The organism is Halopseudomonas sp. L-58 (assembly GCF_056859475.1).
Genome location: NZ_JBSXON010000086.1, coordinates 79,230 through 105,054, shown reverse-complemented (window position 1 = coordinate 105,054; position 25,825 = coordinate 79,230). Strand labels below are relative to the sequence as shown.

At 62.4% G+C, this 25,825-nt stretch carries 22 protein-coding genes; 7 read left to right on the top strand and 15 right to left on the bottom strand.

Annotated features, from left to right (window positions below; translation table 11 throughout):
* The 5 genes from AC13EY_RS18280 to AC13EY_RS18260 all read right to left on the bottom strand — a co-directional run.
* Positions 1 to 642: electron transfer flavoprotein subunit beta/FixA family protein (locus AC13EY_RS18280; protein ID WP_482890430.1), on the bottom strand; the 642-nt coding region annotated here is incomplete at its 3' end.
* 168 nt (positions 643 to 810) lie between these two features.
* Positions 811 to 1,944, bottom strand: a complete 1,134-nt coding sequence (locus AC13EY_RS18275) for an acyl-CoA dehydrogenase family protein (RefSeq protein WP_228245922.1) — start codon at positions 1,942 to 1,944, stop codon at positions 811 to 813.
* Positions 1,945 to 1,955: 11 nt separating this feature from the next.
* Positions 1,956 to 3,152 carry an acyl-CoA dehydrogenase family protein gene (locus tag AC13EY_RS18270; protein ID WP_088275962.1) on the bottom strand — a complete coding sequence of 399 codons (1,197 nt, stop codon included), beginning with the start codon at positions 3,150 to 3,152 and terminating at the stop codon, positions 1,956 to 1,958.
* Between the two features lie 63 nt (positions 3,153 to 3,215).
* Positions 3,216 to 5,309, bottom strand: coding sequence for a 3-hydroxyacyl-CoA dehydrogenase NAD-binding domain-containing protein (locus AC13EY_RS18265; protein WP_228245921.1), 2,094 nt, complete (start codon positions 5,307 to 5,309; stop codon positions 3,216 to 3,218).
* A gap of 376 nt (positions 5,310 to 5,685) precedes the next feature.
* On the bottom strand, positions 5,686 to 6,480 hold the full coding sequence (locus tag AC13EY_RS18260; RefSeq protein WP_228247142.1) for an IclR family transcriptional regulator: 795 nt from the start codon (positions 6,478 to 6,480) through the stop codon (positions 5,686 to 5,688).
* 259 nt (positions 6,481 to 6,739) lie between these two features.
* Between AC13EY_RS18260 and AC13EY_RS18255 the strand changes: the two genes are divergently transcribed.
* The gene (locus AC13EY_RS18255; protein ID WP_228247141.1) at positions 6,740 to 8,365 is read left to right on the top strand and encodes an AMP-binding protein; all 1,626 of its coding nucleotides are present in this window, start codon (positions 6,740 to 6,742) and stop codon (positions 8,363 to 8,365) included.
* Positions 8,362 to 9,030: a crotonase/enoyl-CoA hydratase family protein gene (locus tag AC13EY_RS18250; RefSeq protein ID WP_228247140.1), complete on the top strand. Its 669-nt coding sequence runs from the start codon at positions 8,362 to 8,364 to the stop codon at positions 9,028 to 9,030. Before AC13EY_RS18255 ends, AC13EY_RS18250 begins: the two co-directional genes overlap by 4 nt.
* Positions 9,031 to 9,189: 159 nt before the next feature.
* On the opposite strand, the gene AC13EY_RS18245 is transcribed toward AC13EY_RS18250, so the two are convergent.
* The 5 genes from AC13EY_RS18245 to AC13EY_RS18225 all read right to left on the bottom strand — a co-directional run bounded on the left by AC13EY_RS18245 (position 9,190) and on the right by AC13EY_RS18225 (position 13,928).
* Positions 9,190 to 10,017 (bottom strand): acyl-CoA thioesterase, encoded by an 828-nt coding sequence (locus tag AC13EY_RS18245; RefSeq protein ID WP_228247139.1) that lies wholly within the window; start codon positions 10,015 to 10,017, stop codon positions 9,190 to 9,192.
* A 190-nt stretch (positions 10,018 to 10,207) separates the two neighbouring features.
* On the bottom strand, positions 10,208 to 10,690 hold the full coding sequence (locus AC13EY_RS18240) for a YbhB/YbcL family Raf kinase inhibitor-like protein (protein WP_228247138.1): 483 nt from the start codon (positions 10,688 to 10,690) through the stop codon (positions 10,208 to 10,210).
* A gap of 72 nt (positions 10,691 to 10,762) precedes the next feature.
* Entirely contained in the window at positions 10,763 to 11,062 is a 300-nt protein-coding gene (locus tag AC13EY_RS18235) for a hypothetical protein (protein WP_088275973.1), read from the bottom strand.
* A 147-nt stretch (positions 11,063 to 11,209) separates the two neighbouring features.
* Entirely contained in the window at positions 11,210 to 12,409 is a 1,200-nt protein-coding gene (locus AC13EY_RS18230) for a 3-oxoadipyl-CoA thiolase (RefSeq protein WP_228247137.1), read from the bottom strand.
* A gap of 4 nt (positions 12,410 to 12,413) precedes the next feature.
* Positions 12,414 to 13,928, bottom strand: a complete 1,515-nt coding sequence (locus tag AC13EY_RS18225; protein ID WP_228247136.1) for a 3-hydroxyacyl-CoA dehydrogenase — start codon at positions 13,926 to 13,928, stop codon at positions 12,414 to 12,416.
* A gap of 237 nt (positions 13,929 to 14,165) precedes the next feature.
* Between AC13EY_RS18225 and AC13EY_RS18220 the strand changes: the two genes are divergently transcribed.
* The 5 genes from AC13EY_RS18220 (at position 14,166) to AC13EY_RS18200 (ending at position 19,128) form a co-directional block, all read left to right on the top strand.
* Positions 14,166 to 14,594 (top strand): PaaI family thioesterase, encoded by a 429-nt coding sequence (locus AC13EY_RS18220; RefSeq protein WP_228247135.1) that lies wholly within the window; start codon positions 14,166 to 14,168, stop codon positions 14,592 to 14,594.
* Positions 14,591 to 15,934: a hypothetical protein gene (locus AC13EY_RS18215; RefSeq protein WP_228247134.1), complete on the top strand. Its 1,344-nt coding sequence runs from the start codon at positions 14,591 to 14,593 to the stop codon at positions 15,932 to 15,934. The genes AC13EY_RS18220 and AC13EY_RS18215 overlap by 4 nt, the downstream gene beginning before the upstream one ends.
* A 1-nt stretch (position 15,935) precedes the next feature.
* Positions 15,936 to 16,748 (top strand): bifunctional DNA-formamidopyrimidine glycosylase/DNA-(apurinic or apyrimidinic site) lyase, encoded by an 813-nt coding sequence (mutM, locus tag AC13EY_RS18210; protein WP_228247133.1) that lies wholly within the window; start codon positions 15,936 to 15,938, stop codon positions 16,746 to 16,748.
* Positions 16,749 to 16,901: 153 nt separating this feature from the next.
* Positions 16,902 to 17,234, top strand: a complete 333-nt coding sequence (locus AC13EY_RS18205; RefSeq protein ID WP_088275985.1) for a multidrug transporter — start codon at positions 16,902 to 16,904, stop codon at positions 17,232 to 17,234.
* 64 nt (positions 17,235 to 17,298) lie between these two features.
* Complete coding sequence (locus tag AC13EY_RS18200) at positions 17,299 to 19,128, top strand: Na/Pi cotransporter family protein (RefSeq protein ID WP_228247132.1); 1,830 nt, start codon at positions 17,299 to 17,301, stop codon at positions 19,126 to 19,128.
* Positions 19,129 to 19,257: 129 nt separating this feature from the next.
* Here the strand turns inward: AC13EY_RS18200 and fusA are convergent, their stop codons facing one another.
* The 5 genes from fusA to AC13EY_RS18175 all read right to left on the bottom strand — a co-directional run bounded on the left by fusA (position 19,258) and on the right by AC13EY_RS18175 (position 25,804).
* The gene (gene fusA, locus AC13EY_RS18195) at positions 19,258 to 21,345 is read right to left on the bottom strand and encodes an elongation factor G (protein WP_228247131.1); all 2,088 of its coding nucleotides are present in this window, start codon (positions 21,343 to 21,345) and stop codon (positions 19,258 to 19,260) included.
* Between the two features lie 270 nt (positions 21,346 to 21,615).
* On the bottom strand, positions 21,616 to 23,340 hold the full coding sequence (gene ggt / locus AC13EY_RS18190) for a gamma-glutamyltransferase (RefSeq protein WP_335598821.1): 1,725 nt from the start codon (positions 23,338 to 23,340) through the stop codon (positions 21,616 to 21,618).
* A gap of 2 nt (positions 23,341 to 23,342) precedes the next feature.
* Positions 23,343 to 23,594 carry a YfhL family 4Fe-4S dicluster ferredoxin gene (locus AC13EY_RS18185; RefSeq protein WP_088275993.1) on the bottom strand — a complete coding sequence of 84 codons (252 nt, stop codon included), beginning with the start codon at positions 23,592 to 23,594 and terminating at the stop codon, positions 23,343 to 23,345.
* 19 nt (positions 23,595 to 23,613) lie between these two features.
* On the bottom strand, positions 23,614 to 24,093 hold the full coding sequence (gene coaD / locus AC13EY_RS18180; protein WP_088275995.1) for a pantetheine-phosphate adenylyltransferase: 480 nt from the start codon (positions 24,091 to 24,093) through the stop codon (positions 23,614 to 23,616).
* Between the two features lie 121 nt (positions 24,094 to 24,214).
* The gene (locus tag AC13EY_RS18175; protein ID WP_228247129.1) at positions 24,215 to 25,804 is read right to left on the bottom strand and encodes a GMC family oxidoreductase; all 1,590 of its coding nucleotides are present in this window, start codon (positions 25,802 to 25,804) and stop codon (positions 24,215 to 24,217) included.
* Positions 25,805 to 25,825: the final 21 nt, after the last annotated feature.

The following is a 25,825-nucleotide window of genomic DNA, read 5'->3' as shown; positions in this document are numbered from 1 at the left end:
GGTCGATGCGGTGCTCACGCCCAGATCTTCCGGCTTGACGACTTCCAGCGGCTTCTTCTTGGCCTTCATGATGTTCGGCAGCGACGCGTAGCGCGGCTCGTTCAGACGCAGGTCAGTGGTAACGATGGCCGGCAGCTTCAGCGCAACGGTCTGCAGACCGCCGTCGATTTCGCGGGTGACCTTGACGCTGTCGCCGTCAACAGCGACTTCAGAGGCGAAGGTGCCCTGAGCGTAGCCGGACAGCGCAGCCAGCATCTGGCCGGTCTGGTTGTTGTCGGAATCGATAGCCTGCTTGCCGAGGATGACCAGCTGCGGCTGCTCTTTATCAACAACGGCTTTCAGCGCCTTGGCGATAGCCAGCGAGCTCAGCTCGTCGGCGGACTCGACCAGAACGGCGCGGTCAGCACCCAGTGCCAGCGCGGTACGCAGTTGTTCCTGGGCGGCGGTCGGGCCGACAGTGACAGCGACGATCTCGGTAGCAACGCCTTTTTCTTTCAGACGTACTGCTTCTTCCACGGCGATTTCGCAGAAGGGGTTCATCGACATCTTGACGTTGGCCAGGTCAACACCGGAGTTATCGGCCTTGACGCGAACCTTGACGTTGTAATCAACCACGCGCTTAACGGCAACGAGGATTTTCATGGACGTTAGTCCTCCACAAGTCTTGAGACGCCCGCGGGCGCATGACATTAAAAGGGCTGCATAGGATACCGGGCAGAGTGAGCGCCCGAAAGTGCAAATTGTCGCTTTGCTGGACAAAAATGCCGGGCTGGCGACCGATTGACGCCAGCCCGGCTGTCCGGAAGGAACTTACGCGACGCTCAGTTGCGCAGCATAGGCTTCCAGGTGGTGGTCGTCATCACCGAACTGGTGGCTGATCATGACCAGACGCTTGGCGTAGTGAGCACCGTTGTATTCCCAGGTCATGGCGATACCGCCATGCAGCTGGATGCACTGTTCGGCGACATAACGGCCAGCGCGGTTGATGACGAACTTGGCGGCGGCCAGCTTGGCACTGCGCTCGGCGCTGTCTTCGTCGTCAGCCAGGCAGGCTGCCAGGATCGCCATGGAGGTGGCGCGCTCCAGCTCGCTGATCATGTCGACCATGCGGTGCTGCAGAACCTGGAACTTGCCGATCGGCACGCCGAACTGCTTGCGGGTCTTCAGGTATTCCAGGGTCAGGTCGCAGGCGGTGCGCATGGCGCCGACCGCTTCGGCACACAGGGCAGCGATGGCGCGGCCGCTCTGGTAGCGAATGGCGTCATAGGCGTTGCCGGCTTCGCCCAGCAGCTCGCCCTGGACGTTGTCGAGGAACAGTTCGCACGCCTTGCGGCCGTCGACGGTGGCGTAGACGCGGCGGGTAACGCCGGCTGCGCTCGGGTCGATCACGAACAGGCTGATGCCCTGTTCGTCGCGGTTGTTACCTGCGGTACGGGCAGAAACCAGGATCTTGCCGGCAGTCTGACCGCCGATCACCACGCCCTTGCGGCCGTTCAGGACCCACTCGCCGCCCTGCTCGGAAGCCGTGGTGGTGACGTTGGCCAGATCGTAGTGACTGTTCAGCTCGTCCAGCGCAACCGCAGCCTGCAGTTCGCCGGTGGCGATGCCGCCCAGCAGCTCTTCTTTCTGGGCGTCGCTGCCCAGCTGGCCGATCAGGCCACCGGCCAGAATGACCGATTCCATGTAGGGTTCCAGGCAGATGCCCTTGCCCAGCTGTTCCATGATCAGCATGGTCTCAACGCCGGTGCCGCCGAAACCGCCCAGCTCCTCGGAGAAGGGAATGGCGGTCAGGCCCAGCTCACCCAGCTGTTGCCAGAATGCAGTGCTGAAGCCGGCTTCGCTCTCGCTGAATGCCTTGCGGCTTTCAAAGTCGTAAACGTCGCGAACCAGGCGTTCTGCGGTTTCCTGCAGCATCTGCTGCTCTTCAGTCAGTTTGAAATCCACGGTCAGCCTCCTCAGAGCTCAAGAATCATTTTCGAGACGATGTTCTTCTGGATCTCGTTGGATCCGCCGAAGATCGACAGTTTGCGCATGTTGAAGTACTGCGAAGCCGGGGAGGCAGCGTAGTCGTCGACCAGCATTTCGCCATCGAAGTCCAGGTCCAGCTCTTCCGGCAGGAAGGGCAGCGCGTACGGGCCCAGTGCCTTGCGCATCAGGTGCGTGATGGCCTGGCGGATTTCGGTGCCCTGTACTTTCAGGATGGAGCTTTCCGAGCCCGGTACGCCACCTTCGGAGGCGGCTGCGACGATGCGCAGGGTGCTCATTTCGGCGGCCATCAGCGACATTTCCACTTCCGCGATCTGGCTGCGGAACAGGGCGTCTTCGATCAGCGGCTTGCCGTTCTTCTGCTGCTTGGAGGCGATGCGCTTGAGGTTGGTCAGCGCGGCCTTGGATGCGCCGATACCTGCCAGGCCGGTACGCTCGTGGGTCAGCAGGTACTTGGCGCAGGTCCAGCCCTTGTTCTCTTCGCCGACCAGGTTCTCAACCGGAACCTTGACGTCGTCAAAGAAGACTTCGTTGACTTCGTGATCGCCGTCCAGGGTGATGATCGGACGCACGGTGATACCCGGGGTGGCCATGTCGATCAGCAGGAAGGAGATACCGCGCTGCTGCTGGGCTTCCGGATCGGTGCGCACCAGGCAGAAGATCCAGTTGGCGTGCTGGCCCAGAGTGGTCCAGGTCTTCTGACCGTTGACGATGTAGTAGTCGCCATCGCGCACGGCGCGGGTCTTCAGCGAGGCCAGATCGGAACCGGCGCCCGGCTCGGAGTAACCCTGACACCACCAGTCGGTGCCGTCGAGGATACGCGGCAGGTACTTGGCTTTCTGCTCTTCGGTACCGAACTTGATGATTACCGGGGCAACCATGTTGACGCCGAACGGCACCAGACGCGGTGCGCCGAAGGCGGCGGACTCTTCGTCAAAGATGTGCTTCTCGATCGGGCCCCAGGTGGTGCCGCCGTGCTCGACCGGCCAGCCCGGCGCGTACCAGCCACGCTTGGACAGAATTTTCTGCCAGCGCTCGTGGTCGGCCTTGTGCAGGTGCTTGCCCAGTTTGACCTTGGCAGCGATGTCGGCAGGCAGTTCCTGCTTGAGGAATTCACGCACTTCGTCGCGGAAGGCGAGCTGTTCGGGGGAGTAATGGATTTCCATTTTGTGTCCTCGTTGTAATACGGGTATCTGGCGACCGGTATCGTCACCGGTCGCGCTGATTCATCACAGATCGGCGAACTTGCGCCCTTCCTTGGCCAGTTTTTCCAGCAGGGCGGCCGGTTTCCACCAGGCGCCGTGTTGCTCGTGAAACTCGCAGATGCGGGCGTACACGCGATCCAGGCCGATCGCGTCAGCATAGAACATCGGGCCACCCTGGTGGGCCGGGAAGCCGTAGCCGTTCAGGTAGATGACGTCGATGTCGCTGGCGCGCTGGGCAATGCCTTCTTCCAGGATCTTGGCACCTTCGTTGATCAGCGCATAGATGGTGCGCTCGATGATGTACTCATCGCTCAGCTCTCGGCGCTCAATGCCCTGTTCCTTCGAGGCGGCTTCCATGATGGCCGGCAGCTCGGGGTTCGGCAGCGGAGTACGCGAGCCCTTCTCGTAGACATAGAAGCCTTTGCCGGTCTTCTGGCCGAGCAGGCCGGCTTCGGCCATCTTGTCGAGTACCGTCGGCAGCTTGAATTCGGCCGGCAGGGTTTGACGCTGACGGTTGCGAATGGCCAGACCGATGTCCAGACCGGACAGATCGCGCATGGCGAACGGGCCCATGGCCAGACCGAACTTGCGCAGGGCGCCGTCGATCTGCTCCGGCGTGCCGCCTTCCTCCAGCAGGAACTCGGACTCGCGACCGTACTGGAACACCATGCGGTTACCGACGAAGCCGTCGCAAACCCCAACCGGGACAGAGACTTTCTTCAGTTTCTTGCCGATTGCCATGGCCGTAGCCAGTACTTCGAAGCTGGTTTTCTCGCCGCGCACGACTTCCAGCAGACGCATGACGTTGGCCGGACTGAAGAAGTGCAGGCCAACCACGTCTTCCGGGCGCTTGGTGAACTGGGCGATCTGGTTCAGATCCAGCGAGCTGGTGTTGGAAGCCAGAATGGCGCCCGGCTTGCAGTTGGCGTCCAGTGCTTCGAAGACTTTCTGCTTGACGCCCATGTCTTCAAAGACGGCTTCGACAACCACGTCGACGTCCGACAGGTCAGCGTAATCGGTTACACCGCTGATCAGGCTCATGCGCTTTTCCAGCGCGTCCTGGGTCAGGCTGCCGCGCTTGACGCTCATGCCGTAGGTGTCGCGGGCGCGCTCCAGTGCCTTGTCGCGTGCTTCGCTGCTGATTTCCAGGATCTTGACCGGGATGCCGGCGTTGGCAAAGCAGATGGCGATGCCAACACCCATGGTGCCGCCGCCGATGACCGCGGCGGACTTGATGTCGCGCACCGGGGTATCCTTCGGCAGATCGTTGATCTTGGAGGCCTGACGCTCGGAGAAGAAGGCGTGAACCAGGGCGGCGCGCTGCGGCGACACCAGACACTCGGCGAACAGCTCGCGCTCGCGCTTCAGGCCCTCGGCCAGCGGCAGAGCGAAGGCGGCTTCAACGGCAGAGACGCAGCGCTGGGGCGAGAACAGGCCGGGTATCTTCTTCTCGATCTCGGCGCGCTTGGCAGCGACGGCTGCGGCGTTGTCGACGCCTTCCAGTTTGTCGGTACGCTCGCCGGTGCGGCGCGGGCCCTTGCCTTCGGCCAGCAGCTTCTCGGCGAAAGCGATACCGGCAGCGGTAAGATCGCCTTCAACCAGTTCGTCGATCACGCCCAGGTCGTGTGCTTCCGCGGCACCGATCGGGTTGCCGCTGACGATCATGTCCAGTGCCTTGGCTACGCCAACCAGGCGCGGCAGACGCTGGGTGCCGCCGGCACCCGGCAGCAGGCCGAGTTTGACTTCCGGCAGACCGACCTTAGCGCTCTTGACGGCGATGCGGTAATGGCAGCTGACGGCGACTTCCAGACCGCCACCCAGCGCGGTGCCGTGGATGACCGCAACGCTCGGCTTGCTGCCCGCTTCGATACCGTTGACGACTTCAGGCAGGCTCGGCTCCTTCGGCGGCTTGCCGAATTCCTTGATGTCCGCGCCGGCCATGAAGGTCATGCCTTCACAGACCAGTACGATTGCCTTTACGTCCGGATCGGCTTCGGCAGCGTTGAAGCTTTGCTGCAGACCTTCACGCACGGCAATACCCAGCGCATTGACCGGTGGGTTGTTCACGGTGATGACCGCGATGGCGCCTTTGCGCTCCAGAGTGACCACGTCCGACATGCTTGACCTCCGTCAGGATTGGGGATGGCGTTTCACTATGCGAAATAGTGAAACCGCGTTTCGCTAGGCAAAATACAAAAAATAAAACCGCTTGTCGATGCCCCCGGTGGGGGAAATGGCGGTTTATTAGTTAAGGTGATGAATCCAGCGGTCGCTAGCGACCGCTGGATTCATCACAGCTGCAAGCTGCAAGCTTCAAGCTTCAAGCGAACCCCGAACCCCGAACCCCGAACCCCGAACCCCGAACCCCGAACCCCGAACCCCGAACCCCGAACCTCGAACCCCGAACCGGGGAAGACGTTGTTTCAGGTGGGCACAAAAAACCCGGCTCACACAGGTCCGGGTTTTTCTTGCCGCTTGAAGCTTGAAGCTGGGGTCAAACCCCAAGCCGCTCGATATCCCGCGCCAGCATGGCGAGTTGGTGGGCGAGCTGGTTTTTGACCCGCTCTTCGGACACCAGGTAGGAGGGTGCGCCGCAGGTCAGGACCATCAGGCTGCCGTCCTGCAGGTGCAGGGGGACGCCGGCGGCGTTGACGTTGCGGTCCCAGTCGCCGAGCGACAGACAAAAGCCGTGCTGCTTATACTCGTCAAAGCTGCGTTGCAGGGAGGCCTGCAGTTCGGGCCAGGTATCCGGGTTGCGCGCCTGGATGGCATCGAGCAGGTGGCTGCGCTCGTCTTCCTTCATGGCTGCAAGGTAGGCCCGGCCGGCGGCGGTGGTGGCCAGCGGCAGGCGTTCACCCACATCCATGCGCAGCGAGGTGGATTCCGACGGGCGGCAGTTTTCGACGTAGATCATCGACAGACGATCTCGGCAGGTCAGGCCGACCGAGGTATTGGTGTTGCGGGCGAATTCGTCGAGATAGGGCTTGGCGAGCTGGCGTACCCGCAGGTTGGACACATAGGCATATCCCAGTGCCAGCACCCCGGAGTCGAGCTGGTATTTTTCCAGCTGGGTTGAGTAGCTCAAATAGCCGAGCTTGGTCAGGGTATAGGTCATGCGCGACACGGTCGGCTTGGGCAGCCCGGTGATGCGGGCGATGTCCTGATTGCCCATGACCACCGAGCCCTGACTGAAGGCGCGTAACACGTCCAACCCACGAGAGAGTGCTTCGACGAACTTGCGGTCCTTGGCAGGGGATTCCTTTACTGTTGCTTCCAACTCATCTTTCATTGGGTTGTATACCTTGTGGCCCATCGGAGGGTGCGGCCGAATGTGATTTGATGCTTTCTTTTATTGTTATGGTCAGAGCGCGGAACGATATCACGATCAATGGTTCTGCACAGTGACACACTGACACTCTGTTGCTGTTTTGTTACCGGGGGCAATGCCGACTGTCTCGATCATTGCACAGCCTGCCTCGAATAGAATAGCATCTTTTTGGTATTTCATTTCGCAGTGCAAAACAATAGTTCAAAAACAAGAGGCTGAGATGTCTACTCCTGAGCATTACGCCGTCAGCGCACAACTGGCAGAGCTGGGTCACACCACGATCTTCGATATTCTTGACCAATCCTGCCGTCGTTATGGCGACCAGCCTGCGTTCTCCTGCGGTGCCGACACTCTGACCTTTAACCAGCTTCGTGGCAGGGCCGATGCCTTTGCTCGCTACCTGCGTCAGCATGCCGGCCTGCAGCCGGGTGACCGCCTGGCCATTCAGTTGCCCAACCTGCTGCAATACACCATTGCTATCTTCGGCGCGCTGCGCGCCGGCCTGGTGATCGTCAACACCAACCCCCAGTACACCCCCTACGAAACCCGCCACCAGTTCGCCGACTCCGGCGCCCGTGCGGTGGTGGTACTCGACAAGTTGATCCCGCTGGTGCGCAAGATCCAGGACGAGACCGAGATCGAAACGCTGATCGTCACCAGTATGGATGACTTCAGCAACCCGCAGTACGACGCGAGTGCCGCCGATGAAGTGCGCTTTATGCAGGCGCTGCGTCTGGGTGACGAGCTGGCCCCGGTGACTATCGATCGCGAACTGGACGACCTGGCGCTGCTGCAGTACACCGGCGGTACTACCGGTGTCTCCAAGGGCGCAATGCTGACCCACCGCAATATTCTCTGTAACGTGCTGCAGGCAGTCAGCATTCTGAAGGAAGGCGACGTGACTTATGGCGGTGAGGTGCGAGTCTCGCCGTTGCCGCTGTACCATATCTTCGCCTTCACCGCGAACTGCATCGCCTCGGTGTTCACCGGGTTCCATACCATTCTGATCACCAATCCGCGTGATCTCGATGGCATGATCGCCGACCTGAAACGCCATCCGTTCACCTTGCTGACCGGTATCAACTCGCTGTTTGTATCGCTGATGAATCACCCGGACTTCGACAGTGTCGACTTCAGCCGGCTGAAGTGGGTCAACTCCGGCGGTGCGCCGCTGAACACCGAGATCGCCCGCCGCTGGCAGGAGCGCACCGGCAGTGTGGTGCGTGAAGGTTACGGCCTGACCGAAACCTCTCCTGTGGTGGTCGCCTCGACCTCGAAGACCCCTTACAAGGAAGGTTTTATCGGTCAGCCGGTAATCGATACCTGGGTCAAGACCGTAGATGACGACGGTAAGGAAACACCGCGTGGTGAGCCGGGCGAAGTGCTGATCAAGGGGCCGCAGGTGATGCAGGGCTACTGGCACCGTCCGGATGAGACGGCCGCAACCTTTACCGAAGACGGCTGGCTGAAGACCGGCGACGTTGGCCTGCTGGACGAGGAGGGCTTCCTGAAGCTGGTGGACCGCAAGAAGGACATGATTCTGGTCTCCGGCTTCAATGTCTATCCCAACGATGTTGAAGACGCGGTCATGCGTCATGCCAGCATTCGCGAGTGTGTAGCCGTCGGCGTGCCGGACGAACGGACCGGCGAGGCGATCAAGATATTTGTCAGCCTCAACGATGCGACTCTGGATGAAGCGGCCATCATCGCCCACTGCCGCGAGAACCTGACCGGCTACAAGATTCCCAAGCATGTCGAGATTCGTGACGACCTGCCCAAGTCGACCGTCGGCAAGCTGCTGCGCCGGGTGCTGCGCGACGAAGCGCGCGGTGAGGCCAAGGCGTGAGCGCGCCGCTGCAGCTGACCATTGCCGATGGCATTGCCGAAATCCGGTTGGACGACGGCAAGGTCAACGCGCTCTCGGAAAGCATGCTGGAACAGTTGCTCGCGGCCATTGCCAAGGCGGCGGAGGCGGACGCCGCGCTGTTGATCAGCGGCCGTCCCGGCGTGTTCAGCGGCGGCTATGACCGCAAGCTGATCGATGCTGGTGGGCCGGCCTGTGATGCCATGCGCGCAGCCGGTGACCGGCTGACGCTGGCGCTGCTCGACTATCCTGCGCCAGTGGTGATTGCTGCTACCGGTCATGCCATGGCCAAGGCCGCCTTTATGCTGCTGCTCGCGGACTATCGCCTGGGTACCGAAGGTGATTACCGGGTGTCGCTGAATGAGGTGGCTATCGGAATGACCATGCCGGACGGGGCCATGCTCCAGGCGCGGGCCCGGCTGTCGCCGCAGTGGCTAAACCGCTGTGTGCTGCAGGCGGAGGTCTTTGCCGCGGCCGGCGCGCTGGAAGCCGGTTTCTTCGACGAGCTGCAGCCGGCGGAGCAGCTGCTTGAGCGCGCCCGCGCCAAAACCCGTCAGCTGGCGGGGCTGGATCGTCGCGCCTACCGCGAGACCCGTGCGCTTTTGAATGCGCCGCTGCGTGAGGCGTTTGTCGGTCTGCTGGGCTGAACCAGCGGGGCGCAGCATTCGAGAGTAGCGCCATCCCGGGGCACGGCGTGCCGTGCCCGAGGTCAAGATTGCACGGAACGATACCCGCCCACGAGATAGCGTGCTGACCACACGGGCACAGCACGCTGTGCCCCTACGCTTGGGGGCGATCCTTGTGGGTCACTCCTTGAAATACGCCACCTGGGTGGTGGTCAGCAGTAGCTGGCCGTCATCGCTCCACAGGTGCGCGACCTGATCCGAATAATTGTTGTGCATACGCGTCGCTCGGGCGTGGCCAAGCAGGTGGCGATCGCCCGCGCGTGCCAGTTGATCGGTATCGGCGTGGAAGTAATGGGTCAGCGACACCGTGCCGGCGGGAGTAAAGCGCTGACGGCGGTGGAAAATCCGTGGCGCAAATACGTCACCCAGCGCGGTCAGTGACGCGAAGTCCAGCGGCCGGGGCGGATTATCTCGGGTCCACAGCAGGGTTTCGCTGTGGGCGTCCTCTGGGTTGCCGTCACTGCGGTTGGGGTCAAACAGGCCTGAAACGTAACGGAAATCATAGTTTCGAAACCAGTTGCGCTCGCCACGTTCCACCCGCGGCAGGCTGTCAGCGGCCGGTGCTGCAGGCATGTCGTGCTGCTGTTCGGACCAGGTCTCTCGGCGGGTGGCGAAGCAGGCGGTACCGCTGGTGACAACTTCGCCGTTCTGTTTCTGCAGCAGCAGCCAGTGTTGGGTCGAGCGGTTAGTGCGCAGGGGGATGGCTTCCAGCTCGAAGTCGCCGAGCTGGACCGGGCCGGCAAAGTTGATGGTCAGCGAGATCGGCTCGCCGATGCGTTCCGGGTGCTGCAAGGCGCCGTTGAGCAGGATGGCTGCGGTCACGCCGCCGAATGGCCCGACCATGTTCTGAAAACTGTCGTCGACGTTGCCCTTGAACAGGTTGGGGCCAGCCGCGGTCAGCGCAATGGCACGGTCAAAGGCATGGTTGTGAGGGGTTGCTTCGGTCATCTGCGGGATTCCGTTACGGCGGGAACGATTGAATATGATGGTCATAATAGGCCGCTGTTGAATGCGCAGACCAGCAAGCTTGATGCTGTGAATCCGTTGCTATCGACCGGGGAGAAGCGGGGCGGGAGGTGATTCGGTACGACTCTCTGGCAGCGTTGCGGCACCCATTGCAGGTGCCGCAACAGAGGAGTTAGCCGCGCTGATAGGTGCCAATCAGGCGGTTCATCGCGGTAGCGTGTGGCTCGATCTTCTCGAGCAGTTGCCACAGGGTCAGACCGGCCGGCAGATTCAGCTCGGCGTCCAGCGCGATGATCCAGAAATAGTACTTGTGCTGGCCGTGACCTTCCGGCGGCAGCGGACCGTTGTAGCCGCTGTTGCCAAAGTTGTTCACACCCTGGGTGTAGTCGGCGCAGCCTTCGGCGAGTTCGCTGACGCTGGCCGGAATGTTGTACAGCACCCAGTGCACAAAGCCGTAGGTGCCGTTGGCGGAAATCAGCGGGGCATCCGGATCGTGACAGATGACGGCAAAGGATTTGGTACCCGCCGGTGCGTTCTTCCAGCTCAGGGCGGGAGATACGTCAACGTCGTCGCCGGTGTGCCTGGCAGCGATCGCGCCGTTGTTGGCGAAGGCGCTGCTGGTCAGCTCCAGTTCATTGGAAAATGCGAATCCCATGGTGTTCTCCTCAGATTTTTAGCCGAAAACTACCGAAATACTACTATGCACCGGTCTGCCGACAAGCGCGTGTCAATTGATCAGGGCGCTCAATAGCCAGAGCCCGAGCAGGACCCAGATGATCCCCAGTACGATCTTGCGGCGGATAAAGGCCCGCACGCCGGTGTAGATCAAAAACAGGCCGAGAATCACCGCGGCGATGCTCAACAGGTTGCTGTTGACGCCCAGGGCACGGGAAAAGCCGTTGATGAAATCGGAGCTGGCATTGCTCAGCATGGTAAACAGCCAGATCAGGCTGTCGATAACAACGCGGACGACGCTGCCGATGGCGGAACCGAGCCATTCAAAGGGGCTGCTGGAGTTGAGCTGCATGCAAGGGGTCGCTGACAGGGAATGAGGGGTAGAAGCTATCAGCTTCAAGCCGCAAGCTTCAAGCCGCAAGCTAAAACCCAAACCAGGACGAGGCAGGGGTTCTCAGCTTGTAGCTTGTAGCTTGTAGCTTGTAGCTCCGCGAGCGCGTTAAACGCGCTCGATCACCGCTGCCACACCCTGGCCCAGGCCGATACACAGGCTGACCAGTGCGTAACGCTTGCCGGTGCGCTCCAGCTGGCGCAGGGCGGTCAGGGTCAGGCGTGCGCCGGAGGCGCCGAGTGGGTGGCCGACTGCGATGGCCCCGCCGTTCGGGTTCAGGCGCGGGTCGTCGAAGGCGATACCCAGCTGCTTGGCGCAGCCGAGGACCTGGGAAGCGAAGGCCTCGTTGATCTCGATCACGTCCATGTCATCCAGCGTCAGGCCGGCGCGGCTCAGTGCCTTCTTGCAGGCTTCGACCGGACCCAGGCCCATGACGCGCGGCGCAACACCGGACACGGCGCCGGCCAGGATGCGGGCGCGCGGCTTGATGCCGTACTTCTGACCAATGGCTTCGCTGCCGATGATCAGCGCAGCGGCGCCGTCGTTGACGCCAGACGCGTTGCCTGCGGTAACCACGCCGCCCTCAAACAGCGGGCGCAGACCGGACAGGGCAGCCAGATCGCTGCTCGGGCGCGGATGTTCGTCCTGATCAATCACCTTGGCCGGCTTCTTGCGACCCTGGGAAACCTCGATCGGGTGGATCTCTTCGGCGAAGAAACCGTCGGCGCGAGCCTTCTCGTACAGCGCCTGGCTGCGAGCAGCGTAGGTGTCGGCTTCCTCACGGGTGATGCCCAGATCGGCAGCGACGTTGTCGGCGGTCTGCGGCATGGTGTCATCGCCGTACTGCTTCTCGACCCTGGGGTTCGGGAAACGCGCGCCGATGGTGCTGTCGAAGGCGCGGAAGTCGCGGCTGTAGGCGCTTTCGCTCTTGGCGATAACGAAGGGCGCGCGGCTCATGCTTTCCACACCACCGGCTACGAACAGGTCGCCTTCACCGGTCTTGACCGCACGGGCGGCGTCGAGAATGGCCGCCAGACCGGAACCGCACAGGCGGTTGACGGTAACGCCGGCGACTTCCTGCGGCAGACCGGCCAGCAGGCCGGCATGACGGGCGACGTTGCGCGCGTCTTCACCGGCCTGGTTGGTGTTGCCCATGACCACGTCTTCGTAGTCCTGACCCTCGAAGGGGTTGCGGGTGACCACAGCGCGAATGACTTCGGCCAGCAGGTCATCGGGACGCACGCTGGCCAGGGCGCCGGCGTGGCGGCCGAAAGGTGAACGGAGGCCATCATAGATATAGGCAGTCATGCTCTTACTCCTGGAAATCGGGTGTGGTCAAAGGCAGTTCCAGCTGTACGCGACGACGCAGCCAGGGGCTGGGGCGGTAGCGCGGCTCGCCGTAGTTGGTCTGCAGGTTGTTGAGGACGGCAAGAATGTTGGCTGCGCCGTAATGCTCACCGAAGGCCAGCGGGCCCTTGGGATAGCCCAGCGCCAGTTGAATGGCGCGGTCCAGCGTTTGCGGGGTGGTAATGCCCTTCTGCACGATTTCGCAGCCCAGATTGACCACGCTGGCGATCAGGCGCTGGATGACAAAGCCGGGAGAGTCGTTGATCACCTCGACGGGTACACCATCGGCGCTGAGGGCCTGGCGCGCCTGGGCGACGACCTCGGCTTTGGCGGCCGGCTGGCGCATCAGCGTGCGGCGTTTTTCCCAGTTGGCAAAGCTGTCGAGTGCCAGCGTGCGTTCAGCCGGCAGGCCCAGTTGGGTCAGCGCGGTGCTGCAGTCATCGCCCAGCGGGGTGATCAGGCAGATGGCGTCATCCGATGGCTTGCTGCCGGTTTCCAGCGTCGCGCCTGCCTTGGTCAATACGTCTGCAACCTGATTACGCAGCGCGTCATCATCGGTCTCCAGCCAGAACGGACGAGTGATCAGCACGGTTTCCGGCTGCGGCTCGGGTTGCTCGATCTTCTGGCCGTCTTCGTAACGGTAGAAGCCCTGGCCGGTCTTGCGACCCAGCAGGCCGGCGGCAACACGCTGGGCTGCAATAAAGGACGGGGTGTAGCGCGGGTCGTGGTAGAACTGCTCGTACACCGATTCCATCACGGCGTGGGAGACGTCCAGGCCGGTCAGGTCAAACAGCTCGAACGGCCCCATGCGGAAACCCGGACCGTCACGCAGGATGCGGTCGATCTGCTGTACGCTGGCAACGCCTTCACTGAGCATGCGCAGCGCTTCGGTGCCGAAGGCGCGACCGGCATGGTTGACCAGGAAGCCGGGGGTGTCAGGGGTGATCGCCGGGAAGTGGCCGGCCTGATCGGCCAGCGCTACCAGTGCCTGAATGTGACGCTCGTCGGTGCGCTCGCCGCGCACGACCTCGACGATCTTCATCAGCGGCACCGGGTTGAAGAAGTGGAAACCGGCAACGCGCTCGGGGTGCTTGGCGGTGCTGGCGATACGGGTGACCGACAGCGAGGAGGTGTTGGTCGCCAGTACGCAGTCGGCGCTGACAATGGCTTCCAGGTCGGCGAACAGCTTCTGCTTGACCTCCAGCAGCTCGACAATGGCCTCGATCACCAGATCGCACTCGGCCAGATCGGTCAGCTGGGCAGCCGGCTGCATGCGCGCAACGGTCGCTTCCAGCTCGGCCTCGGTCATCTTGCCCTTGGCCTGAGCGCGTTGCAGCAGGTTGCGGTTGAAGGCCAGGGCGTCGTCGATGGCCTCTTTACGGGTATCGAACAACAGAACCTGCTGACCACTGCTGGCGAACAGCTGGGCGATACCGCGGCCCATGGCTCCGGCGCCGATGACGCCAATCCGCTTGAACATGCTTTGCCTCCTGAAGTACGCTTTTTGTTCCGCATGGCGAAACGGCATTTCGTTTAAAGTGCTGCGAGATTAAATCCTGCGTGGTAGGAGTGCAAGTTTGGCGACAGTCTGGCGCCGCTTGCGCGTGGCATACTTGCCTCCTTCAAACTGGCCGGTATTACGTGCCGGGCAAGTCGCCCGCCATGTTCTCACGCTGGCCAGCCAGATCGAGTGTAGTGAATAAAAGGTGTCGCACCCGTGAATCAAGATGAACGTCAGGCCATTGCCCGTACCGTTACCGGCTTCTTTCAGGAGCTTGGTGCCCAGCTGGAAGAGTACTCGGAGGGGCGCGCCGTTGTCGGCCTGACCCTGACCGAAAAGCACATGAACAACGCCAGCTCATTGCACGGTGGGGTGACGGCCAGCTTGATTGACATTGCCATGGGGCTCTGCGGTACCTGGGCGGCATCGCCGGCAGAGCGCCGGGTCGCCATTACCCTGTCGCTCAACACCAATTTCACCTCGACCGCCCCGGTCGGCACACACGTTCGCGCGGTCGCCACCTGCCGTAAGGCTGGCCATAAGGTGTTTATGGCCAGTTGTGATCTGCTGGATCAGAACGACCAACTGATCGGCTTTGGTGAAGGTGTATTCAAGAAGGGCGCCTTTCGCAAGGATCTGCCGTGAGTGCGGCGCTGCTGCCGCTTGGTGTTGCTCTTGAGCTGGCGGGGCTGCTCAGTCACCAGCATTGGCTGAGCTGGCTCGCAGCCGGGGCCTTTGCTGTCTATTTCCTGCGCTTTTTTATCCGGCTGAACCCCTACCCGCGCTGGCTTGGGATCGGCACCCTTGGGGTTTTGGTGGCAGCTATTGCGCTGGCGCGCCCCGGTGCCGAGCTGTGGCCAAAGCTGGCCAGTTCGGTGGCTTATTACACCAGCTTTCTGGGGGCGCTGGGCCTGATGCAGTTGCTCGCGCAGCGTTTGCCGCAACTGCGCGAGCTGCACAAGGCCCTGCTCTCCGGCTCCAAGGTGGTGCTCTATCCGCGTTATGTGCTCGCCGCCGGCAGCATCGGCTCGATTCTCAACTTCGGCATGATGAACCTGCTCTGCGGCACCCTGAGCGAGCATCTCAAGCGCTATTCGCTGAGCGACGAGCAGCGCCGTGAAGGCCTGCGCAGCGTCATGGTGACCACCCTGCGCGGCTTTGCCCTGGTGCCGCTACTGGCGCCAACCAGTGTGACCATCGCCATCATCTCCCGGGAAATGCCCGAGCAGTCCTGGAGCACCATGGTGCCCTATGGCGCGGTTGCTGCGCTGATGATGATCGTGGTCGGCTGGCGCAGGGAAACCCGCGGGCTGCTGGCGCTGCGCGACAATATTGGCGACAGCAGCAAGGCCGACGGCATGCCGCAGCTGTTGATTGGCAGTCTGCTGGGTCTTGCGGCTATCGGTCTGCTGGCTTCCGTGACAACACTGAGTGCGTCGCAGGCGGCAATGGTGCTGGTGCCGGTGGGTGTCATCAGCTACCTGTTGTGGCGCGAGCGCAAGCCTGCGCAGGTGCTGCAGGAAGTGACCGACAATATGGTCAGCATGCACAACGAGATGTTCATCTTTGGCTGCGCCGCGTTGCTGGGCGGAGTGCTGGGCGCGGTAGCACCGCTTGAGCAGATTGCGGCGTGGCTTGCGCAGGAGCCCAAGTACAATGTGCTGCTGGCGATCGGCAGCCTGTTCAGTACCATCATTTTGGCAGTGCTGGGGCTAGCGCCCATTGTGTCGCTGTCGCTGACGGCGGGCCTCCTGGCGCAGCTGTCACTGCTGGGCGTGCCGATCATGACGCCGGCTGTGGGGCTGATGTGTGGCTTCTCTCTGGCGATGATCTTCTCGCCCTTCGGTCCCTCGACCCTGATTCTGTCGCGCTACAGTGGCGAGTCACCCTACCGGGTCGCCTTTGGCTGGAATGGGCGCTTTGTCGCCAGTGTTCTGCCGTTGCTGTTGTTGCTGATTTTCGTTACCTACTGGTTGCAGAGCTGACATGCCTGAATTACCTGAAGTTGAAACAACCCGTCGCGGGATTGCACCTCACCTGGAAGGGCGCAGGGTGACGCGTCTTGTCGTGCGTGACCGCCGTCTGCGCTGGCCGATTCCGGAGGATCTGGCGATCCAGATCGAGGGGCAGTTGTTCGAGCGTATAGATCGTCGCGCCAAGTACCTGCTGATGCGCATTGGTGGCGGCACCCTGATCGGCCATTTGGGCATGTCCGGCAGCCTGCGAATGGTGCCGGCGGGTACGCCGGCGGGCAAGCATGATCATGTCGATATCGAGCTGGATTCGGGCATGGTACTGCGCTACACCGATCCGCGCCGTTTCGGCGCACTGCTCTGGGCCCGAGCGGACGAGCCGCATGCACTGCTCGGCAAGCTGGGTCCCGAGCCGCTGTCCGACGCCTTTGACGGTGAGCGCCTGTATCAGTTGTCACGGGGCAAGAGCATGGCCATCAAGCCGTTTATCATGGATAACGCGGTGGTGGTCGGGGTCGGCAATATCTATGCGACCGAGGCGCTGTTTGCGGCGGGCATTGATCCGCGGCGCGAAGCCGGGCGTGTCAGTCGTCAGCGCTACCAGCGCCTGGCTGAGGAAATAAAGCGCATTCTCGCCAAAGCCATCGAGCAGGGTGGAACGACCCTGCGTGACTTCGTAGGTGGTGATGGCCAGCCGGGCTATTTCAAGCAGGAGCTGTTTGCCTATGGCCGCCGCGGCGAGTTGTGCAAGCAGTGCGGTACGACGCTGTCGGAATGTCGCCTTGGCCAGCGCAGTACGGTGTTTTGCCGACAGTGCCAGCGATAGCGCTGTCCGGCGTGGCGGCCTGGTTCGCAAATTTTGTCTGGCACGTTCCGTAATGCCGGGATTGTGCCTACAATGAGGGCGATGCCGCGAGTCCGCAGGAGTTCGGACCGGCCACCAGATCAATGCCTTTCGGGCCACAACCAGGGATTAATTATGCGCCTGTTACGTCATTCCACCGCACTTGTTGCCGGTCTGCTTATGAGCGCCAGCGTCATGGCGGCCGATTCCTACAATGATTACCAGCAGGACAAGCCTGGCTACTTCGCCATGATGGGTGACCTGATCATTGCCCGTCCGCTGCTGCTGGGTGTGACGGTCGTCGGGGCCGGCGCCTTTCTGGTCAGCTTGCCGTTCAGTGCCATGGGTGGAAATGTTTCGGAAGCCGGTCATGAACTGGTTATCCGCCCGGCGGAAGAAACCTTTGTCCGCTGCCTGGGCTGCACCCGTGCCGGCTACGGTCGCCAGCAGCAGGAAGAGATTCGCTGAAATTGATTGACGCGCCAGGAGTATCGACGTTGGCGCTGATTTCCCCCCTGTCGGGGGGCTGCTGATGGCTAATGCGCTCAATGCCGGTCGGCTGCTCCGCTCGCGATTGGCGACGCTGCGCCCGCTTGGCATGGCCTTCGGGCTGGTGCTGGTTGTCCTGCTGTTTCTCAAGCAGCAGTCGATGGCCCAGCTCTTCGCCGGCGTTGCCCTGTTTCTGCTCGGCATGCGCTATCTGGAAGATGGCTTCAGGGCCTTTACCGGCGGCGCTCTGGAGCGCTGGCTGGCTGCCAGTACCGATCGTCTCTGGAAAAGCCTCGCTTTTGGTACCGTCAGTACCGCGCTGGTGCAGTCCAGTTCGCTTATAACGCTGCTTTGCATTGCCTTTCTCAGCGCCGGGCTGATCAGTCTGACGGCGGGGATCGGTATCGTCTTCGGTGCCAATCTGGGGACCACTACGGGGGCGTGGCTGATTGCCCTGGTAGGTTTGAAAGTCGATCTGGCCCAGGTTGGCATGCCGCTGCTGGTACTCGGCGTGCTGTTCGAGCGCAACAGCTCGGCGCGCTGGCGCGGTACCGGTCAGGTGTTGCTGGGTGTTGGTCTGCTGTTTCTCGGCATCGACATGATGAAGCTTGGCTTTGCCGGCATGCAGGAGATCTTTGATCTGTCTGCCTACCGGGTAGGCGGCTGGCAGGGCGTGTTGCTCTATGCCTTGCTGGGTACCCTGGCGACCGTGCTGATGCAGTCCAGTCACGCGACCCTGATGATCACTCTGGCGGCACTGGGCAGCGGCCAGCTGGATTACGGTAATGCCCTAGCGATGGCCGTTGGTGCGAATCTGGGGACTACGGTAACCGCGCTGATTGCCGCTGTTGGCGCCAATAACGCCGGACGTCAGCTGGCGGCGGCGCATATCCTGTTCAATCTGCTGACCGCCGCTGTAGCGCTGTCCATCCTGCCGCTGCTGGCCCAGCTGGTGGACACGCTGTCGGCCTGGCTGGGCATCATGGAGACGGCCTTTACCCTCAAGCTGGCGCTATTCCATACCCTGTTCAATCTGCTCGGGCTGGCGCTGATGCTGCCCTGGGTGCCGCTGCTGGTGCGCGTGCTTGCCCGGCTGCTGCCGCCGCCAACTGAACCGGTCAACGATGAGCTTGCGGGGCGTCCACGTTCGCGCGCACTGTATCTGGACGGCGCCGCCCGGCTGCATGCGGACTCCGCAGTCAGGGTGTTGCAGCAGGAACTCGGGCACCTTGCTGCGACCAGCCGGCTGGTCATTGCGTCGGCGCTCTATCTGCCGAGCGAGTTTCGCCAGGACATGACCCGCGAACCGGCGCTGGGTGAGGTGCTTTCGGTGCCGCCACTGGCCGAGCGAGAGGACGCCGATGCGCTCTATCATCAGCACATCAAGGGTATTTACGCTGATATTGTCGATTTTATCGGGCATCTGGATTGCGAGCTGCTGCCCGAGCAGCAACAGGCGTTGATGGATGTGAATCTGGCAGCACGGGATCTGGTTGATGCGGTGAAGGCGGCCAAGCACCTGCAAACCAATCTGCGCAAGCATGTTGAGAGTCCGCGGCCAGCCCTGCGTGAGGGCTACCGGTTGCTGCGGGAGCAGGGGCGATTACTGCTTGGCAGTCAGGCACGGCAAGAGTCGGACTCGCTGTCGGGGGCTGCCGACCAGCAGCAGTCGGCGGACTACCTGGATCAGGAGCAGTTGTTCCGCAGTCAGTTTGAGCAGCGTCTCCAGCAGCAGTTGCGCTCTGGCGAGCTGGACGGCTGGCAGGCGACCAGTCTGATCAACGACCTGCATTACCTGCTGGAGATCAGCAGCAATCTGCGCGCCGCGCACGACATGATCTACACCCGTGCGGCATTGACCGCCGCTGCCTGAGCTGCAGCGGCGGGCGTTCGGCGGCCGTTTTCAGTGGCTACATTCCAGGCATTCCAGGCATGGCAGGCATAAAAAAACGCCTGATGCACTGCATCAGGCGTTTTTTGTTACTACCGAGTAACGCGAGCCTTAGTTCTTGGCTGCGCGCTTCTCTTTTTCCTTCGCGATCACGGCTTCGGCAACGTTGGCCGGGCACGGTGAGTAGTGCGAGAACTCCATGGAGAACTGACCGCGACCGGAGGTCATGGTACGCAGGGTGCTGATGTAGCCGAACATTTCTGCCAGCGGTACATCAGCCTTGATGCGGACGCCAGTTACACCGGCTTCCTGGCCTGCGATCATGCCGCGACGACGGTTCAGGTCGCCGATAACGTCACCAACGTGGTCTTCAGGAGTGAACACGTCAACCTTCATGATCGGCTCCAGCAGCTGCGGGCCGGCCTTCGGCATGGACTGACGGAACGCACCCTTGGCCGCGATTTCGAACGCGATGGCCGAGGAGTCAACGGCGTGGTAGCCACCGTCGGTCAGTTCGAAGGAAACGTCCAGAACCGGGAAGCCAGCCAGCGGGCCAGTGCCCATCAGAGAGGCGAAGCCCTTCTCGATGGCCGGGAAGTATTCCTTCGGAACGTTACCGCCAACAACGCTGGACTTGAAGGTGAAGCCGGAGTTCGGCTCGCCGGGACGGATGACGTAGTCGATCTTACCGTACTGACCGGAACCACCAGACTGCTTCTTGTGGGTGTAGCTGTCGGCGATTTCGCGAGTGATGGTTTCGCGGTAGGCAACCTGCGGCTGACCAACAACCAGTTCAACGCCGTAGGTACGCTTGAGGATGTCGACCTTGATGTCCAGGTGCAGCTCGCCCATGCCCTTGAGGATGGTTTCGCCGGAATCCGGATCGGTTTCAACGCGGAAGGTCGGATCTTCTGCAACCATCTTGCCGATCGCGATACCCATTTTCTCGGTGGAGCCCTTGTCTTTCGGCTCAACGGAGATGGAAATTACCGGCTCGGGGAAGACCATCGCTTCCAGGGTGCACTCGTTGTTCGGGTCGCACAGGGTGTGACCGGTCTGAACGTTCTTCATGCCGACGATGGCGATGATGTCACCGGCCTGTGCGCTGGTCAGTTCGTTACGCTCGTTAGCCTGCATTTCTACCATGCGGCCGACGCGCTCGGTCTTGCCGGTGAAGGAGTTCAGGATGGTGTCACCCTTGGCCAGCTTACCGGAGTAGATGCGGCAGAAGGTCAGGGCGCCGAAACGGTCGTCCATGATCTTGAACGCCAGGGCGCGGAAGGGCTCGTCCGGAGACACGATGGCGAACTTGCCGGTCGGGTTGCCTTCTTCGTCGGTCAGCGGCTGCGGGTTGACCTCAGTCGGGGACGGCAGGTAATCAACAACGGCGTCGAGAACCAGCTGCATGCCCTTGTTCTTGAACGCGGAGCCGCAGTAGGTCGGGAAGAATGCCAGATCGCGGGTACCCAGGCGGATGCAGCGCTTGATGTCGTCGATGGCCGGCTCTTCGCCTTCCATGTAGGCCATCATCAGGTCGTCGTCCATTTCCACGGCAGTTTCGATCAGTTGCTCGCGGTACATTTCGACGTCGTCGACCATGTCGGCCGGGACTTCCTGGATGCTGTAGTTTTCCGGAATGCCGGTGTCGTCCCAGACGTAAGCCTGGCGGGTCAGCAGGTCAACCACGCCAGTGAAGGTGTCTTCGCGGCCGATTGGCAGGGTCATGATCAGCGGCTTGGCGCCCAGTACGTTCTTGACCTGCTCGGTTACGCGCAGGAAGTCGGCACCGATACGGTCCAGCTTGTTGACGAAGATCAGACGGGAAACTTTGGAGTCGTTCGCGTAGCGCCAGTTGGTTTCGGACTGGGGCTCAACGCCGCCGGAACCACAGAATACGCCGATACCGCCGTCGAGAACCTTCAGCGAGCGATACACTTCTACGGTGAAGTCAACGTGGCCGGGGGTGTCGATGACGTTGAAGCGGTGGCCTTTCCAGAAGCAGCTGACAGCAGCGGACTGAATGGTAATCCCGCGCTCGGCTTCCTGTTCCATGAAGTCGGTAGTGGACTCACCCTCGTGTACTTCACCCAGCTTGTGGATACGGCCGGTGAGTTTGAGGATACGTTCGGTAGTGGTGGTCTTACCGGCATCAACGTGGGCGAAGATACCAATATTGCGGTAAAGGGATAGATCAGTCATGGCACTCTCTGATAGCCGGGTTTGAAAATAGGGCGACACTATACAGGATTCTTGGGCGATACGCTCTGCTTTTGCGATGAAAAGCACAGCGAGCCCCGGCAGCGCTCTGCAACGCACCGTGGAAGGTCTCGCCAGAGCCGGTCGGACGCGCAAGGGAGCTGCGCAGGTGTGACAGGTAACCTCTGACGGGGTGGAGCAGTGAGACCCGCGTGCAGCTTAGCAGTATCAACGCTGGCCGTAATGTCTTTTCGTCGTCCGCTAATCAGCCTCTTAGGGGGCAACAGGCCGCGCAGGGGTAGCCGGTCGGACTTCGGCGCTGCCAATACCGCGTGGATCGCTGGCGGCGCTGACGCTGTTGTCCGCCTTGTTCCATGACACCGCATGCATGTTGCCGTAGTCCCGGCCAACCGGCTCGATGCGGTGGCCCATGGCTTCGAGCGCCTTGCGCTGCTGCGCATTGAAGGCGCTGTCTTCGACCTGAATGTGGTCAGGCAGATATTGATGGTGGAAGCGCGGACGGCTGACCCAGCGCTCGACCGGCTCGCCGTGCATCGCTTCCAGTGCGCCGAGCAGCACCATGGTAATGATGCGGCTGCCGCCCGGGGTGCCGAGTAATGCCAGTTGGCGGTCGTTCTCCAGCATGGTCGGGGTCATGCTCGACAGCGGGCGCTTGCCCGGAGCGATGGCGTTGGCTTCGCTGCCGGCCAGCCCGTAGGCGTTGCTGCCGCTGGGGTCGGCGGCAAAATCGTCCATCTCGTTGTTAAGCAGCACGCCGGTGCCGGGCGGGGTAAAGGCCGCGCCAAACGGCAGGTTGATGCTCAGGGTGGCCGATACCGCATTGCCATCGGCGTCCATCAGCGAGAAATGGGTAGTGTTGGTGCCTTCATGGAAGTCACGCAGCGGGCCCAGGGCGCTACTCGGTGTGGCGCGCTCGGGGTCGATATCCCGGGCCATGGCCACGGCGTAGGCCTTGGAGGTCAGTTCGGCAACCGGGACCGGGACGAAGTCGTTGTCGCCGAGCAGCATGGCGCGGTCGCGGTAGGTGCGGCGCATCAACTCGACCAACTGGTGGGTCTGCTGGATCGAGCCATTGGCGCTGGCCGGCAGGGCGGGCAATGCCTGCAGAATGCCCGCCAGGGCAATGCCGCCGGCCGACGGCAGCGGCGCGCTGATGACCTGATAGCCGCCGCTGACAAAGCGGATCGGACTGCGCTCAATGACACGGTAGTTATCCAGATCCTGCTGCTGCCAGACGCCGCCGGCGGCCTGCACGCCGCTCAGCAGTCGTTCGGCAACCGGGCCGCGGTAGAAGCCGTCGCGGCCGTTGCTGGCAATCGCCCGCAGAGTGGCGGCCAGTTCCGGCTGGGTGATCAGGGTTCCGACCTCGGGCGCCTGGTTGTTGCGCAGAAACAGTCGTGCGGTCTCGGTGTCGCGCTGCATGGCGTCCAGTCGATACCCGACCAGGGTGCGGTAATGCTCGCTGCTGGTGAAACCCTGTTCGGCGGCGTCGATGGCCGGGGCAAGCGACTGGGCCAGCGGCAACCGACCATAGTGGCTGGCCAGGTGCACCAGCGCGGCCGGGATGCCCGGAATGCCGGCGGCGAGCGGGCCGTTGATGGCCGGGTCGCGCTGAACTTCGCCGTTGGCGTCGCGGTAAAGGTCGCGACCCGCCTTGCCCGGTGCGGTCTCGCGGGCGTCGATGAAGCGGTAGGGCTGGTCGGGGTTGCCGGGTTGGCGCAGCAGGAAGAAGCCGCCGCCACCGATACCGGAGCTGTAGGGCTCGACCACCGCCAGCGTGGCGGCGACGGCGACGGCCGCATCAAAGGCGTTGCCGCCGTCGGCCATGATTTGCAGGCCCGCCTCGGTGGCGATCGGGTGGGCGCTGGCAACGGCGTTGCGGCCGGGGCCGTCGGCGGCCAGCAGCGGCGCAGCGAGCGCCAGCAGGGCGGTCAGGCCGAGCAGGCGGGGGAGTTGTCGCACGCTGAGACCGAGCATGGTCAGGCCTTGCCGGTGAGGATCCGGTATTTTTCCATCAGTTCCTCCTGGCTCTCGACGTTGTCCGGGTCGAGCGGGATGCAGTCGACCGGGCAGACCTGCTGGCACTGGGGCTCGTCGAAGTGGCCGACGCACTCGGTGCACAGGTTGGGGTCAATGACGTAAATCTCTTCGCCCTGGGAGATGGCGCCGTTGGGGCATTCGGGCTCGCAGACGTCACAGTTGATGCAGTCATCGGTGATGATCAGGGACATGGGCCTACTCTCCGCAGCTTCAGGCGTGATAGCGCTGAATCAGCGCCTCATTGACAACCGGATGAACGAACTTGGTGACGTCGCCACCCAGCGCGGCGATCTCGCGCACCAGGGTAGAGGAAATATAGGAGTATTTTTCCGACGGCGTGAGGAACAGGCTTTCAACGTCCGGCGCCAGGACCCGGTTCATGTTGGCCAGCTGAAATTCGTATTCGAAGTCGGATACCGCGCGCAGACCGCGCAGCAGGACGTTGGCGTCGACCTCTTTGACGAAGTGCGCGAGCAGTGAGGAAAAGCCCACCACTTCGACGTTGGGCAAATGGCCCAGTACGGTTTGTGCCAGTTCAACCCGCTGCTCGAGCGGGAATGCCGGGTTCTTCTTCGGGCTGGCGGCGACGGCGACGACGACCCGATCAAACAGCCGTGATGCCCGCTCGACCAGATCGGTATGACCTTTGGTGATGGGATCGAAGGTGCCGGGGTAGAGTACGGTGTTCATGCGTGATCGGGTCCTGCGGCTGGGTTGATGAGAGGTTGTCGAGAGGCAGATGGTAGCTCAACAACCAGCGAAAACCCAGATGCAGAGCGGCGGCACCCATCAGGCACCGCCGCTTTGCCGGTTAGCCCAGGTCGCTTGCCAGCTGGCTGGCCAGGCGGGCTGCAAGGCCGTAGACCGACAGCTGCGGGTTGGCGCCGATACTGGTCGGGAACAGTGAACCGTCGATGATCGATAGGTTTTCCAGCTGATGATGGCGGCCCTGGCTGTTGACCACCGCCCGCGTCGGGTCCTCGCCCATGGCGCAGCCTCCCATGACGTGGGCGCTGGCCAGGCGCACGTCGTGCAGGCGGTAGCTCAGGCCGGCAACTTGCTCCTGGTAGTCCGCCCAGCTGGTGCTCAGCCGGCCGTGGGCGTGGCTTGGCATCACCGCCCTGGCGCCCGCGGCAAACTGGATTTCGCCCATGCTGAGGAAGGCGCGGCGAACGCCATCCCAGAGGTAGTCGGTAACGGGGTAGTCGAGCAGCGGATCGCCGTTGTCGCGCAGTGCCACGCTGCCGCCCTGGCTCTGCTCGTGGAAACCGTCACGCAGCAGTGCCAGCAGGATATTGCTCTGCGGCAATGAGGCCATGTGGTGCAGATGCTGCAAGCCGAAACCGCCCATCAGGGTCGAGGTCATGCTGGGCTGCATGGGGGGCACTTCCAGCTTGTAGCCGACCGGGCCGGTGGTGCCCTGATCCCACTGGAAATGGTCCGAGTAGATTGACTGTGGCGCACCGTAATAGCCGTGGATATCGCGGTCGTACTGGGCCAGCGTCAGGTTGACCGGATGCAGGAAGGTGCGTTTGCCGACCCGCTGGTGCGGGTCCGGCGCTTTCGAGCGCAGCAGCAGCGCCGGGTTGTTGATGCCGCCACCGGACAGCACGATATGACGGCCACGCAGGCGCAGGCGTTGCCCGCTCGGTTGGCTCAGGGTGGCGTCCATCGCCCGGCACTCCACTTCGCTGACACGATCACCCTCGAAGACCAGGCGCTCGGCACGGGCGCTGTGTACCAGCACCGCGCCCTTCTCCAGCGCTGCGGGCAGGGTCGTGACCAGCATCGACTGCTTGGCATTGGTTGGGCAGCCGGTGCCACAGTAGCCAAGGTTCCAGCAACCGCGCACGTTGCGCGGAATCACTTTCCAGTGGTAGCCGAGTTTCTCGCAACCCAGGCGAATCACATCGTTGTTGGCATTCGGTGGCACTGCCCAGGGGGCAATGCCGAGGCGTTCTTCCATGCGGGCAAACCAGGGCGCCATGCTGGCGTTGTCGAGGCCCTTGACGTCGTGCGCCTCAGCCCAGTGGGCCAGCGTCTGGTCCGGAGTGCGGAAGCTGCTGGTCCAGTTCACCGTGGTGGTGCCGCCTACGGTGCGGCCCTGGAGAATACCGATCCCGGCATCGGCGGTGGCCCGGGCGGCGCCTTCCTGATACAGCTCGGCGTAGGCCTTGGCTTCGTCATTCTTGAAGTCGCTGGAGGTTTTCAGCGAGCCTTCCTCCACCAGCAGCACGCGCAGGCCGGCGTTGGCCAGAATCTCGGCGCTGGTGCCGCCGCCGGCGCCGGTGCCGATGATCACGACGTCGGCTTCAAGGGTGGTTTCCTGGGCGAGTGCGCTGGCGTCGATGACCTGCCAGCCGCGCTCAATTCCCTGCAAAAACAGATCGGGTACGGGCATGGTAATTCCCTGCAGTCGAAG

What these genes read in the sequence shown, in the direction of transcription:
- AC13EY_RS18270 (WP_088275962.1), bottom strand. Translation starts at nt 3,152, where the DNA reads ATGGAAATCCATTACTCCCCCGAACAGCTCGCCTTCCGCGACGAAGTG.
- AC13EY_RS18265 (WP_228245921.1), bottom strand. Translation starts at nt 5,309, where the DNA reads ATGTCGGACGTGGTCACTCTGGAGCGCAAAGGCGCCATCGCGGTCATC.
- AC13EY_RS18260 (WP_228247142.1), bottom strand. Translation starts at nt 6,480, where the DNA reads ATGAAAGATGAGTTGGAAGCAACAGTAAAGGAATCCCCTGCCAAGGAC.
- AC13EY_RS18255 (WP_228247141.1), top strand. Translation starts at nt 6,740, where the DNA reads ATGTCTACTCCTGAGCATTACGCCGTCAGCGCACAACTGGCAGAGCTG.
- AC13EY_RS18245 (WP_228247139.1), bottom strand. Translation starts at nt 10,017, where the DNA reads ATGACCGAAGCAACCCCTCACAACCATGCCTTTGACCGTGCCATTGCG.
- AC13EY_RS18240 (WP_228247138.1), bottom strand. Translation starts at nt 10,690, where the DNA reads ATGGGATTCGCATTTTCCAATGAACTGGAGCTGACCAGCAGCGCCTTC.
- AC13EY_RS18235 (WP_088275973.1), bottom strand. Translation starts at nt 11,062, where the DNA reads ATGCAGCTCAACTCCAGCAGCCCCTTTGAATGGCTCGGTTCCGCCATC.
- AC13EY_RS18230 (WP_228247137.1), bottom strand. Translation starts at nt 12,409, where the DNA reads ATGACTGCCTATATCTATGATGGCCTCCGTTCACCTTTCGGCCGCCAC.
- AC13EY_RS18225 (WP_228247136.1), bottom strand. Translation starts at nt 13,928, where the DNA reads ATGTTCAAGCGGATTGGCGTCATCGGCGCCGGAGCCATGGGCCGCGGT.
- mutM (WP_228247133.1), top strand. Translation starts at nt 15,936, where the DNA reads ATGCCTGAATTACCTGAAGTTGAAACAACCCGTCGCGGGATTGCACCT.
- AC13EY_RS18205 (WP_088275985.1), top strand. Translation starts at nt 16,902, where the DNA reads ATGCGCCTGTTACGTCATTCCACCGCACTTGTTGCCGGTCTGCTTATG.
- AC13EY_RS18200 (WP_228247132.1), top strand. Translation starts at nt 17,299, where the DNA reads ATGGCTAATGCGCTCAATGCCGGTCGGCTGCTCCGCTCGCGATTGGCG.
- fusA (WP_228247131.1), bottom strand. Translation starts at nt 21,345, where the DNA reads ATGACTGATCTATCCCTTTACCGCAATATTGGTATCTTCGCCCACGTT.
- ggt (WP_335598821.1), bottom strand. Translation starts at nt 23,340, where the DNA reads ATGCTCGGTCTCAGCGTGCGACAACTCCCCCGCCTGCTCGGCCTGACC.
- AC13EY_RS18185 (WP_088275993.1), bottom strand. Translation starts at nt 23,594, where the DNA reads ATGTCCCTGATCATCACCGATGACTGCATCAACTGTGACGTCTGCGAG.
- coaD (WP_088275995.1), bottom strand. Translation starts at nt 24,093, where the DNA reads ATGAACACCGTACTCTACCCCGGCACCTTCGATCCCATCACCAAAGGT.
- AC13EY_RS18175 (WP_228247129.1), bottom strand. Translation starts at nt 25,804, where the DNA reads ATGCCCGTACCCGATCTGTTTTTGCAGGGAATTGAGCGCGGCTGGCAG.